The organism is Dongia sp. (assembly GCF_041918875.1).
Lineage (GTDB): Bacteria > Pseudomonadota > Alphaproteobacteria > Dongiales > Dongiaceae > Dongia.
Map to the genome: position 1 here is coordinate 1 of NZ_JAYRUV010000001.1, position 13,014 is coordinate 13,014.

The window sequence follows — 13,014 nt, forward strand, 5'->3', positions numbered from 1 at the left end:
CCCGTCACGGCCGAAACGAACGGCCGGCACGACTGCCCGAGCGATTCCAGATGGGGAGCGAAGAGATCGAGTTGGTGAGAATTTTCAGTCGCAGCCCCCTCTCCCTAACCCTCCCCCACGTTGGGGGAGGGAATTCCAGCCAGCTTGCACGCAAACGCTGCAGCGAACTCGGTGAGCTCCCTCCCCCCAACGTGGGGGAGGGTCGGGGAGAGGGGGTAAGTGACGGGTAGGGGGCTGCCCAATGACGTGCCGCCCAGTGACGTGCCGCGCAACTATTCGCCGAGCCACCGCTGCACTGCAGCGTCGAATCCGCATTGACACTGCCGTGCCCGAATGTGAGCATATGCTCAATATCGGAGCATATGCTCACGATAGGCTCTGGGAGGAAAAAATGAACAAGCTTTTTGCCGGCTTCTTGGGGGCCGCCTCGATCTTTGCCACCAGCACCGCTTTTGCCGAAACGACCCTGACCATCGCCACCGTCAACAATGGCGACATGATCCGCATGCAGGGCCTCACCGACGATTTCACCAAGGCCAATCCCGACATCGCCGTGAAATGGGTGACGCTCGAGGAAAACGTGCTGCGCCAGAAGGTGACGACCGACATCGCCACCAAGGGCGGGCAGTTCGACGTGCTCACCATCGGCACCTATGAAGTGCCGATCTGGGCCGGCAAGGAATGGCTGGTGCCGCTCGACAATCTCGGGTCCGATTACGATGTCGACGATCTACTGCCCAAGATCCGCGCCGCCCTCTCCAGCAACGGCAAGCTCTACGCGGCACCCTTCTATGGCGAGAGTTCCATGGTCATGTACCGGACCGACCTCATGGAGAAGGCCGGCCTCAAGATGCCGGATGCGCCCAGCTGGGACTTCATCGTCGATGCGGCCAGGAAGATGACCGACAAAGCGTCCGAGACCTATGGCATCTGCCTCCGGGGCAAGGCCGGCTGGGGCGAGAACATGGCCTTCCTCACCGCCATGTCGAACTCCTTCGGCGCGCGCTGGTTCGACGAGCAGTGGCATCCGCAATTCGACAGCGCGGAATGGAAGAACACGCTCACCACCTATGTGAACCTCATGAAGGAAGCCGGCCCTCCGGGCGCCAGCTCCAACGGCTTCAACGAGAACCTCGCTTTGTTCAACGCCGGCAAATGCGGCATGTGGATCGACGCCACGGTCGCGGCTTCCTTCGTCACCAACCCGAAGGAATCGAAGGTCGCGGACAAGGTCGGCTTCGCGCTCGCCCCCAATAAGGGCCTCGGCAAGAACGCCAACTGGCTCTGGGCCTGGAGCCTCGCCATCCCCGCCGGCTCGCAGAAGGTCGAAGCGGCGGAGAAGTTCGTCGCCTGGGCCACCAGCAAGCAGTACACCGAACTGGTTGCCGCCAAGGAAGGCTGGGCCAACGTGCCGCCGGGGACCCGCACCTCGCTTTACAACAATCCAGAATACCTGAAGGCCGCACCTTTCGCCAAGCCGACGATCGACTCCATCAACTCGGCCGATCCCGACCATCCGACGGTGAAGCCGGTGCCCTATGTCGGCGTGCAATACGCCGCCATCCCGGAATTCCAGGGTCTGGGCACCACCGTGGGCCAGCAATTCTCGGCGGCCCTCTCCGGCAACATGAGCGTCGAGGACGCCCTCGCCGCGGCCCAATCCGCGGTCGAACGCGAAATGACCCGGGCTGGGTATATTAAGTAAGTTGCGTGTGGCGGTGACGGCCCAGTTCGGTCGTCACCGCAATACTTCCATTGTCATCCCCTGCGAAGGCGGGGGATCCACGAGTTTCTATCCAACACCTCATCCGTCGCGGGCAAAGTCGTGGATGGTCGGCCTTCGCCGACCATGACGGAGTAAGAGAGTCGGGGAGGTCGTCATGGCCACACAGCAAACCAAGAATGTCGGCCGCCTGCTGCTCTCGCCGGCCGTGGGATTGCTGTTGTTCTGGATGATCGTCCCGCTGGCGATGACGATCTACTTCTCGACCCTCAACTACAATCTCTTGAACCCGGGCATGGAGAGTTTTGTCTGGTTCGAGAACTACTATTACTTCCTGACCGACCCGGCCTTCCTCGCCTCGGTCAAGAACACGCTCATTCTGGTGGGCGCGGTCCTCGCCATCACCATCGTGCTTGGCGTACTCATCGCACTCCTGCTCGATCAGGAGATGTTCGGGCAAGGCATCGTGCGCCTGATGGTGATAGCACCCTTCTTCGTCATGCCGACGGTGAGCGCGCTGGTCTGGAAGAACCTGCTGATGCACCCGGTCTCCGGCCTCTTCGCCTGGATCGCGGGCCTCTTCGGTCTCCAGCCCATCGACTGGTTCACCGACATGCCGCTCTTTTCGATCATCCTCATCGTCGCCTGGCAATGGCTGCCCTTCGCGGCCCTCATCCTGCTCACCGCTTTGCAATCGCTCGACGAGGAACAGAAGGAAGCGGCGGTGATGGACGGCGCCGGGCCCTTATCGATCTTCATCTACATCACGCTGCCGCATCTGGCGCGCCCGGTCACGGTGGTCATCCTCATCGAGACCATCTTCCTGCTCACGGTGTTCGCCGAGATCTTCGTCACCACCGGCGGGGGACCTGGCCTGCAGACCACCAATCTCGCCTTCCTCATCTATTCCAAGGCGCTCATCCAATACGATGTCGGCGGCGCCTCGGCCGGCGGCCTCATCGCCGTCATCATCGCCAATATCGTCGCCTTCTTCCTGGTCCGCATCGTCGGCCGCAATCTGGAGGCCTGAGCCGATGGCACAGCGGGTCACGACGCAGCGCAAGATCGTCAACACGGCGGCCGCGTGGCTCGTCGGCTTCCTGATCTTCTTTCCGATCCTCTGGATGGCGCTGGCGAGCTTCAAGACCGAGCTTGAAGCCTTCGCCATTCCGCCGAGCTTCCTCTTCTTCGACTGGACGATTGAGAACTACGTCACCGTGCAGGAGCGCAGCGACTATCTCCATCACGCGATGAACTCGATCGTCATCGCCGGCGGCTCGACGCTCATCGCCTTGGCTATCGCCATTCCGGCCGCCTGGTCGATGGCCTTCGCACCCAGCCACCGCACCAAGGACATCCTGCTGTGGATGCTCTCCACCAAGATGATGCCGTCGGTCGGCGTCCTGGTGCCCATCTATCTCATCTTCCGCGATTTCGGCCTGCTGGATTCCAGGAGCGGCCTCATCTTCATCCTCTGTCTCGGCAATCTGCCGATCGTGATCTGGATGCTGTTCACCTATTTCAAGGAAATCCCCAAGGACATATTGGAAGCGGCGCGCATGGATGGGGCGACCACCTTGAAGGAACTCGTCTATGTGCTGACACCGATGGCGATCCCGGGCCTTGCCTCGACCTTGCTGCTCAATTTCATCCTGGCCTGGAACGAGGCCTTCTGGACCTTGAACCTCACCACCTCGGAAGCGGCGCCGCTCACCACCTTCATCGCCTCCTATTCCAGTCCGGAAGGGTTGTTCTGGGCGAAACTCTCGGCCGCGTCGACACTCGCCATCGCACCGATCCTCGTCCTCGGCTGGTTCAGCCAGAAGCAATTGGTGCGCGGCCTCACATTCGGAGCGGTCAAATGACGACGCATTGCAAGGGGAAATGACATGGGCAGCATCACCCTCGACGGTGTCAGGAAATCATTCGGCGCGCATGACATCATCCAGGGCGCGGATCTGGAGATCAAGGACGGGTCCTTCGTCGTCTTCGTCGGCCCCTCGGGCTGCGGCAAGACCACGCTTCTGCGCATGATCGCGGGGCTGGAGGACGTTTCCGGCGGCAGGATCCTCATCGACGGCATCAATGTCGTCGGCGTGCCGCCGGCCAGGCGCGGCCTCTCCATGGTGTTTCAATCCTATGCGCTCTATCCGCATATGAGTGTGCGCGGCAACATCGCCTTCGGCCTCAAGATGGCGGGCCTGCCCAGGTCGGAGATCGACAAGAAGGTCGAGGATGCGGCCGCCATCCTCAATCTCACCGACTATCTGGACAGGAAGCCGCGCGAACTTTCCGGCGGCCAGCGCCAGCGTGTCGCCATCGGCCGCGCCATCGTGCGCGAGCCCAAGGCGTTCCTGTTCGACGAGCCGCTCTCGAATCTCGACGCCGCCTTGCGCGTGCAGATGCGCCTGGAAGTGACGCGGCTGCAGCGGCAATTGGCGACGACGGCGATCTATGTGACCCATGACCAGGTCGAAGCCATGACCATGGCCGACCAGATCGTGGTGTTGAGCGCCGGCAGGATCGAACAGGCCGGTTCGCCGCTGGAACTCTATGAGCGCCCCGATAATCTCTTCGTCGCCGGCTTCATCGGCTCGCCCAGGATGAACCTCATCACCGGCAAGCTCGCCACGGCGCGGAATGCGGCGACCATCGGCATCCGCCCGGAGCATCTCAACGTCAATCGCGACGGGCAGGGTTGGACCGGTCGGGTGGCGGTGGCCGAGCATCTTGGCAGCGACACATTCCTCTATGTCGATGTGGCCGACATCGGCACGCTGACGGCGCGCTGCCCGGGCGAGATGCGCGTCGCGGTCGGCGATACTGTCGGCCTGGCCCCGGACCCCGCTCACCTCCACCGGTTCGACCGGGACGGCAAGGCGATCCGCGCATGAAGCTCGCCGGCAAGGTCGCCATCGTCACGGGCGGTGCGCGCGGCATAGGTGCTGCCATCGTCGAACGCTATGTGGCGGAAGGTGCGACCGTCGCCATTGCCGATCTCGCCAAGGATGACGGCGAGGCGCTGGCTCGGAAGCTGGACGGCAAGGCCTTCTTCGTGTCGCTCGACGTCACCAAACCGGATTCCATCGATGCCATGGTGAAGTCGGTCGCTGCCAAGGCGGGCGGCATCGACATCCTGGTCAACAATGCCGCCGTGTTCGACCTCGCCCCCATCGTCGAGGTGACCGAGAAGAGCTGGGACCTCCTGTTCGACGTCAATGTGAAGGGCCTGTTCTTCACCCTGCAGTCGGTGGCGCGGACGATGATCGCGCAAGGGAAGGGCGGCAAGATCGTCAACATGGCGAGCCAGGCCGGGCGGCGCGGCGAGGCCTTGGTCTCGGTCTACTGCGCGACCAAGGCCGCCGTCATCAGCCTCACCCAATCGGCCGGGCTCGATCTCATCAAGTACGGGATCAATGTGAACGGCATCGCGCCCGGCGTCGTCGACACGCCGATGTGGGCGGAAGTCGATGCCTTGTTCGCCAAATATGAAAAGAGACCCCTGGGAGAAAAGAAACGGCTGGTCGGGGAAGCCGTGCCGTTCGGCCGCATGGGAACGCCGGAAGATCACACCGGCGCCGCTTTGTTCCTGGCCTCGGCCGATGCGGATTACATCGTCGCCCAGACATTGAATGTCGATGGCGGCAATTGGATGAGCTGACGCGCAGCTCTTTTTAGGAAGCAGAGAGAATCAAGATGTATCTCAACAAGTTCAAGCTCGACAATCGCGTGGCGCTGGTGACCGGCGGCGGCCGCGCCATCGGCCTCGCCTGCGTCGAAGCGCTGGCGGAAGCCGGCGCCAAGGTCGTCATCGCCGACAATGACCTCAAGGTGGCGGCCGAAGGCCAGGCGGAAATGAAGGCCAAGGGTTACGCCGTCGAAATTGTCGAGATGGATGTGACCAGGACGGCCCAAGTCAACAAGGTCGCCGACGAAGTGGTGAGGAGGTTCGGCAAGATCGACATTCTCGTCAACAATGCCGGCATCGCGCGCTCCGAGACGCCGGCCGAGACCGTCACCGACGAACATTGGCTCAATGTCATCGACGTCAATCTCAACGGCACCTTCTGGTGCTGCCGCGCTTTCGGCAACCACATGCTGAAGGCCAGATCCGGCACCATCGTCAATATCGGCTCGATGTCCGGCTTCATCGTCAACAAGCCGCAGGAGCAGGCCTTCTACAACGCCTCGAAGGCCGGCGTGCATCACCTCACCAAGTCGCTGGCGGCCGAATGGGGCACGCGCGGCGTCCGCGTCAACGCGGTGGCGCCGACCTATATCAACACGCCCTTGAATGCCTTCGTGAAATCGAAGCCGGCCATGTACGATGCCTGGATTGGCGGCACGCCGATGGCCCGCCTCGGCGAAGTGGATGAGATCGCCTCGGTCGTCCTCTTCCTCGCCGGCGATGCGGCGAGCCTCATGACCGGCAGCGTCGTGCTGGTCGACGGCGGGTATACTTGCTGGTGAGGTTGCGCCACATCCGCGCCATTTCATAAATCGTCATGCCCGGGCTTGACCCGGGCATCCACTCTCTCAATGGCATCAGTGGATCCCCGGGTCTTCGCCCGGGGATGACGAGTTTATTTAGGCGACAGCCTTACTCCGCCAACTGCTGTGCACCCACCGCCGGCCGACGGCCTTCGCTGATGCGTTTGATCAGTGTGTAGAAAACCGGCGTCAGCAGCAGGCCGAAGAAGGTGACGCCGAGCATGCCGGAGAAGACGGCCACACCCATGGCGTGGCGCATTTCGGCGCCGGCGCCGGTCGAGAGCACCAGCGGGACGACACCCATGATGAAGGCGATCGACGTCATCAGGATGGGCCGCAGGCGCAGGCGGCAGGCCTCCAACACGGCGGCCAGCCGGTCCATGCCTTCCTGCTGCTTGTCCTTGGCGAACTCGACGATGAGAATGGCGTTCTTGCACGCCAAGCCCACCAGCACGATGAGGCCGATCTGGGTGAAGATGTTGTTGTCGCCGCCCGAAAGAATGACGCCGGTGATGGCGGAGAGCAGCGTCATCGGCACGATCAGGATGACCGCCAGCGGCAGGCCCCAGCTTTCATACTGCGCCGCCAGCACCAGGAAGGCGAGAAGGACGCAGAGCGGGAAGACGAAGAGCGCGGTATTGCCGGCGAGGATCTGCTGATAGGTCAGTTCCGTCCACTCATAGGTCATGCCGTTGGGCAGTTCCTGGGCCAGCAGTTTCTCGATGGCCGCCTGGGCCTGGCCGGATGAATAGCCGGGGGCCGGCGCGCCGTTGATCTCGGCGGTGGCAAAGCCGTTATAGTGCATGACGCGGTCGGGACCGGCGCTGTCCGCGACCCTCACGAAGGTCGAGAGCGGCACCATTTCGCCCTGGTCGTTGCGCACCTTCAATTGGCCGATCTGGCCGGATTCCAGGCGGTATTGCTGGTCGGCCTGGACGTTGACCTGGAAGGTACGGCCGAAGCGGTTGAAGTCGTTGACATAGAGCGAGCCGAGATAAGCCTGCAGCGTGTCGAAGATGTCGCTGATCGCCACACCATGTGTCTTCGCCTTCTCGCGGTCGATGTCGGCATCGACCTGCGGCACGTTGATCTGGTAGCTGGAGAAGACGCCGGCCAGTTCCGGCACCTGTTGCGCCTTGGCGAGGATGTTCTGCGTTTCCTTATAGAGCTCCTCATAGCCCAATTGCGCGCGGTCCTCGATCTGCAGGCGGAAGCCGCCGATGGTGCCGAGACCCTGCACCGGGGGCGGCGGGAAGATGGCGATGAAGGCGTCCTGGATGCCGGCGAACTGCGCGTTGAGAGCGCCCGCGATGGCGCCGGCCGACTGGCTGGGATCGCGCCGTTCCTCGAACGGCTTCAGCGAGACGAAGACGATGCCGCTGTTGGGGCTGTTGGTGAAGCCGTTGATCGAGAGGCCGGGGAAGGCGATCGTATCGAGCACGCCCGGATATTTGAGGGCGATGTCGGACATCTTCTTCATCACCGCCTCGGAGCGGTCGAGGGTCGCTGCATCCGGGAGCTGTGCGAAGGCCACCAGATATTGCTTGTCCTGCTGCGGCACGAAACCGGTCGGCGTGTTGGCAAAGCCGGTCCAGCCCAAGGCGACGAGACCCACATAGACGAAAAGCGCCACCGCCGAACCTCTGAGCACGCGCCGCACGGTGCCGACATAGCCGTGGCTTGCCATTTCGAAGAAGCGATTGAAGGGCTTGAACAGCCAGCGCCCGAAGATGAAGTCGAGCAGGCGCGAGAAGCCGTCCTTCTTCTCGCCGTGGCCCTTCAGAAGATAGGCGGCCAGGGCAGGGGAGAGTGTCAGCGAGTTGAAGGCCGAGATCACCGTCGAGATGGCGATGGTGAGCGCGAACTGGCGGTAGAACTGGCCGGTCAAGCCTGAGATGAAGGCCGTCGGCACGAAGACCGCGCACAGCACCAGGGCGGTGGCGACGATCGGTCCCGTCACCTCGCGCATGGCGCGCTTGGTGGCGTCGACCGGTTTCAAGCCCAGCTCGATATTGCGTTCGACATTCTCCACCACGACGATGGCGTCGTCGACCACGATGCCGATCGCCAGCACCAGGCCGAAGAGCGACAGCGCATTCAAGGAGAAGCCGAAGAAATGCATCACCGCGAAGGTGCCGATCAATGAGACTGGCACGGCCACCAGCGGAATGATCGAGGCGCGCCAGGTCTGCAGGAACAGCACGACCACCAGCACGACGAGGGCGATGGCTTCGAGGAGCGTGTGGACCACGGCTTCGATCGAGCCGCGCACGAAGACGGTGGGATCGTAGACGATCGAATAATCGACGCCTTCGGGGAATTTGGTCTTCAGCTCGGCCATCTTCTCGCGCACGAGGTCGGAAATGGCGATGGCGTTGGAGCCCGGGCGCTGGAAGATCGGAATGGCGACGGCCGGCTGGTTGTTGAGGAGGGAGCGGAGCGCATATTGGCTGGAGCCGAGCTCGACCCGCGCGATGTCCTTGAGGCGCGTGATTTCGCCATTGTCGCCGACATGGATGATGATCTTCTCGAACTCCTCCTCGGTGACGAGGCGGCCTTGCGTGTTGATCGAGAGCTGGAACGCATTCTCGCCGGGGGAGGGCGGGGCGCCCAGGGCGCCGGCCGCCACCTGGCGGTTCTGCTCGCGGATGGCGCGAACGACATCGGTCGCGGTGAGGCCGCGTGTGGCCACCTTGTTGGGATCGAGCCAGACGCGCAGGGAATAATCGCCGAGACCGAAAAGCTGCACGTCGCCGACACCGTCGAGCCGCGCCAGCTCGTCCTTCACGTTGAGGAGCGCGTAGTTGGAAAGATAGAGCATGTCATAGCGGTTATCCGGCGAGCTCAGATGCACGACCATGGTGAGGTCGGGCGATGCCTTGTCGACGGTGATGCCGAGGCGCTGCACTTCCTCCGGCAGCTTGGGCATGGTGCGGGTGACGCGGTTCTGCACCTGTACCTGGGCTACGTCGAGATCGGTGCCCAGAGCCAGCGTCACCGTGAGAGTCATCTTGCCATCGGCGGTCGATTGCGAGGACATGTAGAGCATGTTCTCGACGCCGTTGATCGCCTGCTCCAGGGGGGCGGCCACGGTTTCGCCGATCACCTTGGGGTTGGCGCCGGGGAAATTGGCGCGCACCACGACGGTCGGCGGCACCACTTCCGGATATTCGCTGATCGGCAATTGAAAGAGCGAGATAAGGCCGCCGATGAGGATGACCAGCGACAGCACCGCGGCGAAGATCGGCCGCTGGATGAAGAATTGCGAGAAGTTCATGGCGCCGGCTTTCAGTTGGCGGCCGCGGCCTGGTTGGGACCGGCGGCTGTGCCGAAATTGGCGAGCGTGCCCTCTTCGGCCATGGGTACGGTTTGCGCATCGACCGGCATGCCGGGGCGCACGCGCTGCAAGCCGTTGACGACGATCTTCTCACCCGCCTTCAGGCCGCTGCGGACGATGCGCAGGCCTTCGAGCTTGGGTCCCAATTCGATGCTGCGATAGGCGACCTTGTTGTCCTTATCCAGCACCAGCACGAACTTCTTGCCGAGATCGGTGCCGATGGCGGCATCGTCGATGAGGCTCGCCATGTAGTTGGCGCTGCCGACCAGCTTCAGGCGCACATAGAGGCCCGGCGTATAGGTGCCGTCCTTATTGTCGAACACGGCGCGGCCGCGCATGGTGCCGGTCTTCGGGTTGACCTGGTTGTCGATGAAATCCATGCGGCCCTGGTGCGGATGCCCGGCCTCGTTGCTCAGTCCCAGGAACACCGGCGCAGCCTGGCCGATATCGCCCTGGCGGGTGAGCGTTTCGTATTTCAGATACACGCTCTCATCGATGTCGAAATAGGCATAGACCTTGTCGGTCGAGACGACGCTGGTGAGGCGGCTCTCATCGGCCTGGACAAGGTTGCCTTCGGTGAGTTCGGCCCGGCTGACGCGGCCGTCGATGGGGGAGCGCACTTCGGTGAAGCTGAGATTGAGCCGGGCGATGTCGAGCTGGGCCTGGGTGGCGGCGACTGCGGCCTTGGCTTCGGCTGCCGTGCTGTTGCGGGCATCGGCTTCCTCGCCGCCGATGATCTTGCCGGCGCGCAAGGCTTCGCCGCGCTTGGCTTCGTTCTGCGCGCGCTCGGAGCTGGCGCGGGCACGCACCACTTGCGCCTCAAGGCGTTTCACCTCGGCGGCGAAGGGGCGCGGGTCGATCTGCACCAGAAGGTCGCCCTTCTTCACCATGGCGCCCTCTTCGAAGGCGATTCTGTCGATATAGCCGGAGACGCGGGCGCGGATGACGACCGATTGCGGCGCTTCGAGGCGCCCGGTCACTTCGTCCCATTCGTTCACGGGATGCTGGATGATTTCAGCGACGCTGACCTTGGCGAGCGGGCGTTCCTGCACCGATGCCTGCGGCTTGTCGCAGGCATTCAGCATCAGCAAGGCGACGCCGCCGGCTGCAATGTACACAAGCTTCGATGGGAAATTCATGCCCCGCTCCGACGAATTGAGTCCGATATCGTGGCAATGTGCTGGGGACTTGCCGCATCTGCGAATAGAACGGCGTGAAGATGATTATCGACGCCAGTGATGTAATCCTGGGATGTAATCCTGGGATGTGATCCTGGGATGGGATAAGAAAACCGCGCCTTAGCTTGACGATTCCTCATCGCCCACGAACATGCTGATGCGCGAGCGCAGCCATTTCTCCGCCGGATCGTTATCCTGCGCCCCGCGCCAGGCCATGGAGAGGGAACCCAGCGGCAGGCTCAGCGGATGTTCCTCGATGCGCAGGCCGCCGCTGGAGGCGAGATAGTCGGCGGTATAATCCGGAACGGTCGTAAGGATATCGGTGCCGGCGAGCAGGCTGCCCAATCCGTTGAACTGCGGCACGGCGAGAACGACCCTGCGCGAGCGGCCGATCTTCGAGAGTTCATTGTCCACATAGCCATTGAGGTCACCGGCGAAGGAGACGATGGCATGGGGCCGCGCGCAATATTCATCCAAGGTAAGCTTGCCGGGCGTGGTGTCGGCGCGCAGCATCTTGGCGCGGATGCGGCGCACGGTCTTCTTCTTGGCATTGGCCGGCAATTCGTCGAGGAAGCTCACGGCGACCGAGATTTCGCCCGAAGAGAGCATGCCCGGCGCCAGCAGGTAATTGACCCGCCGCACCACCAGCACGACACCCGGCGCCTCGGCCCGGATCCGGCGCAGGAGCAGCGGCAGCAGGCTGAATTCGACATCGTCCGAGAGGCCGATGCGAAAGACATTGGCGGCGGTGGCCGGGTCGAATTCCTGCGAGGCGCTGAGCGCGGTCGAGATCGAATCGAGGGCCGGGCTCAGCATGGCGAAAATCTCGACGGCGCGCGCGGTCGGCTCCATGGACCGGCCGGTGCGGACGAAGAGTTCGTCATTGAAGAGCGTGCGCAGGCGCACCAAAGCGGCGCTGATCGCCGGTTGCCCCAGGAACAGCTTTTCCGCGGTCTTGGTGACGCTGCGCTCATGCATCAAGGTCTCAAAGACCACCAGCAGGTTGAAATCGACGCGCCTGAGATCGTTCCGGTTCATGAATCGGCCAGAGTTTGCAGTGCGAAATAATGACCAACGTGGGCGCTTATGCCAATATTCTTATCAGAATCGGGCATGAGCACTATCGACCAGGGTGAATAGTTGTGGCTCTCTCTCATCATTAGATATGAACTGCGTCATAGTTGGGGCGCCCCAAGCGCCCGTCACCGAGGTTGAGCATGTCCCGAATGATCCGCTTCCACCGTTTCGGGGGAGCAGATGTCCTGCAACTGGAAGAGGTGCCGACACCCAGACCGGCGGCGGGGGAAGTCCTCATTCGGTCGGAGGCGATCGGGGTCAGTTGGGAAGACGTCCTGTGGCGTCAGAATCTGGCGGCCGAGCAGGCCAAGCTGCCGGCCGGCATCGGTTCCGAAGTGGCGGGCGTGGTGGAGGCGGTCGGCGACGAGGTCGAGGATCTCGAGATAGGCGCCCGGGTGGCAACCTTCAAGGCGCACACGCCCAACCGCTATCCGGCCTATGGCGACCATGTGCTGATGCCGCGCGAGGCGGTGACGACCTATCCCGCCAGCAACAATTTCACGGCCGCGGAAGCGGCGGTGCATTACACGCCCTTGCTCAGTGCCTATTTCGCGCTGGCCAATCTCGCCGGCCTGCGATCGGGCCAAACGGTGCTGGTGACGGAGGCCGGCCGGTGCATCGGCGGTGCCATGGTGCAGATGGCCAAGGCGCTGGGCGCCCATGTCGTCGCCGCGACGCGCAATGCCGAACCCCATGACCTGCTGCTGAAGCTGGGTGCCGACAAGGTGGTGCTGACCGAGGAGCAGGATCTCAGCCTCGCGGTCGGCAGCTACACCCATACCAAGGGCGTCGAGGTCGTGGTCGATGGCTGCGGCGGCAACCAGATGGCGCTGCTGGGCGATGTCGCGGCACCCTGCGGCAAGCTCATCCTTTACGGTCTCGACGGCGGCAACGAAGCGGCCTTCCCCGCCTGGGCGGCGTTTCGCAAGCATCTGCAGTTCCATCGTTTCTCGCTGCTCGATTTCACCGGCCATGCCGAGCTCGGTATCAAGCCGAACTGGCCGGCGGTCACGACCGCCCTCAAGGAGATCAACCAGATGACGGCACAAGGCCTGTTGCGGCCGATCATCGACCGCAAATTCGCCTTTGCCGATTTCGTCGAAGCCCATCGGCACATCGAGGCCTTTCCCCATCTTGGCCGCGTGGTCTTGGAGATATAGTCTCGCCAGCGCCGGTGGCCACGCACATTTCTCCAGAATTCTGGCCCG

At 62.9% G+C, this 13,014-nt stretch carries 10 protein-coding genes; 7 read left to right on the forward strand and 3 right to left on the reverse strand.

The features are described from left to right. The first annotated feature begins 391 nt into the window (after window positions 1–391). From ACE3TY_RS00005 to ACE3TY_RS00030, 6 genes are all read left to right on the forward strand, one after another. Entirely contained in the window at window positions 392–1,705 is a 1,314-nt protein-coding gene (locus ACE3TY_RS00005; protein WP_374649683.1) for a sugar ABC transporter substrate-binding protein, read from the forward strand. 175 nt (window positions 1,706–1,880) lie between these two features. Further along, on the forward strand, window positions 1,881–2,753 hold the full coding sequence (locus tag ACE3TY_RS00010) for a carbohydrate ABC transporter permease (protein ID WP_374649685.1): 873 nt from the start codon (window positions 1,881–1,883) through the stop codon (window positions 2,751–2,753). A 4-nt stretch (window positions 2,754–2,757) separates the two neighbouring features. Next, entirely contained in the window at window positions 2,758–3,588 is an 831-nt protein-coding gene (locus tag ACE3TY_RS00015) for a carbohydrate ABC transporter permease (protein ID WP_374649687.1), read from the forward strand. A gap of 24 nt (window positions 3,589–3,612) precedes the next feature. Continuing rightward, on the forward strand, window positions 3,613–4,617 hold the full coding sequence (locus tag ACE3TY_RS00020) for an ABC transporter ATP-binding protein (protein ID WP_374649689.1): 1,005 nt from the start codon (window positions 3,613–3,615) through the stop codon (window positions 4,615–4,617). Next, entirely contained in the window at window positions 4,614–5,384 is a 771-nt protein-coding gene (locus ACE3TY_RS00025) for an L-iditol 2-dehydrogenase (RefSeq protein WP_374649691.1), read from the forward strand. Before ACE3TY_RS00020 ends, ACE3TY_RS00025 begins: the two co-directional genes overlap by 4 nt. A gap of 35 nt (window positions 5,385–5,419) precedes the next feature. Then, complete coding sequence (locus ACE3TY_RS00030) at window positions 5,420–6,193, forward strand: SDR family NAD(P)-dependent oxidoreductase (RefSeq protein WP_374649693.1); 774 nt, start codon at window positions 5,420–5,422, stop codon at window positions 6,191–6,193. Between the two features lie 130 nt (window positions 6,194–6,323). On the opposite strand, the gene ACE3TY_RS00035 is transcribed toward ACE3TY_RS00030, so the two are convergent. The 3 genes from ACE3TY_RS00035 to ACE3TY_RS00045 form a co-directional block, all read right to left on the reverse strand. Next, entirely contained in the window at window positions 6,324–9,491 is a 3,168-nt protein-coding gene (locus ACE3TY_RS00035; RefSeq protein WP_374649695.1) for an efflux RND transporter permease subunit, read from the reverse strand. A gap of 11 nt (window positions 9,492–9,502) precedes the next feature. Then, window positions 9,503–10,690: an efflux RND transporter periplasmic adaptor subunit gene (locus tag ACE3TY_RS00040; protein ID WP_374649697.1), complete on the reverse strand. Its 1,188-nt coding sequence runs from the start codon at window positions 10,688–10,690 to the stop codon at window positions 9,503–9,505. A 159-nt stretch (window positions 10,691–10,849) separates the two neighbouring features. Then, entirely contained in the window at window positions 10,850–11,767 is a 918-nt protein-coding gene (locus ACE3TY_RS00045) for a LysR family transcriptional regulator (RefSeq protein ID WP_374649699.1), read from the reverse strand. Window positions 11,768–11,946: 179 nt separating this feature from the next. On the opposite strand from ACE3TY_RS00045, the gene ACE3TY_RS00050 reads away from it, so the two are divergent. Continuing rightward, on the forward strand, window positions 11,947–12,966 hold the full coding sequence (locus ACE3TY_RS00050) for a zinc-dependent alcohol dehydrogenase family protein (protein ID WP_374649700.1): 1,020 nt from the start codon (window positions 11,947–11,949) through the stop codon (window positions 12,964–12,966). Window positions 12,967–13,014 lie beyond the last annotated feature (48 nt).

Excerpts from the sequence above, each read along its gene's own strand:
- ACE3TY_RS00005 (WP_374649683.1), top strand. The coding sequence starts at position 392 with ATGAACAAGCTTTTTGCCGGCTTCTTGGGGGCCGCCTCGATCTTTGCC.
- ACE3TY_RS00010 (WP_374649685.1), top strand. The coding sequence starts at position 1,881 with ATGGCCACACAGCAAACCAAGAATGTCGGCCGCCTGCTGCTCTCGCCG.
- ACE3TY_RS00015 (WP_374649687.1), top strand. The coding sequence starts at position 2,758 with ATGGCACAGCGGGTCACGACGCAGCGCAAGATCGTCAACACGGCGGCC.
- ACE3TY_RS00020 (WP_374649689.1), top strand. The coding sequence starts at position 3,613 with ATGGGCAGCATCACCCTCGACGGTGTCAGGAAATCATTCGGCGCGCAT.
- ACE3TY_RS00025 (WP_374649691.1), top strand. The coding sequence starts at position 4,614 with ATGAAGCTCGCCGGCAAGGTCGCCATCGTCACGGGCGGTGCGCGCGGC.
- ACE3TY_RS00030 (WP_374649693.1), top strand. The coding sequence starts at position 5,420 with ATGTATCTCAACAAGTTCAAGCTCGACAATCGCGTGGCGCTGGTGACC.
- ACE3TY_RS00035 (WP_374649695.1), bottom strand. The coding sequence starts at position 9,491 with ATGAACTTCTCGCAATTCTTCATCCAGCGGCCGATCTTCGCCGCGGTG.
- ACE3TY_RS00040 (WP_374649697.1), bottom strand. The coding sequence starts at position 10,690 with ATGAATTTCCCATCGAAGCTTGTGTACATTGCAGCCGGCGGCGTCGCC.
- ACE3TY_RS00045 (WP_374649699.1), bottom strand. The coding sequence starts at position 11,767 with ATGAACCGGAACGATCTCAGGCGCGTCGATTTCAACCTGCTGGTGGTC.
- ACE3TY_RS00050 (WP_374649700.1), top strand. The coding sequence starts at position 11,947 with ATGTCCCGAATGATCCGCTTCCACCGTTTCGGGGGAGCAGATGTCCTG.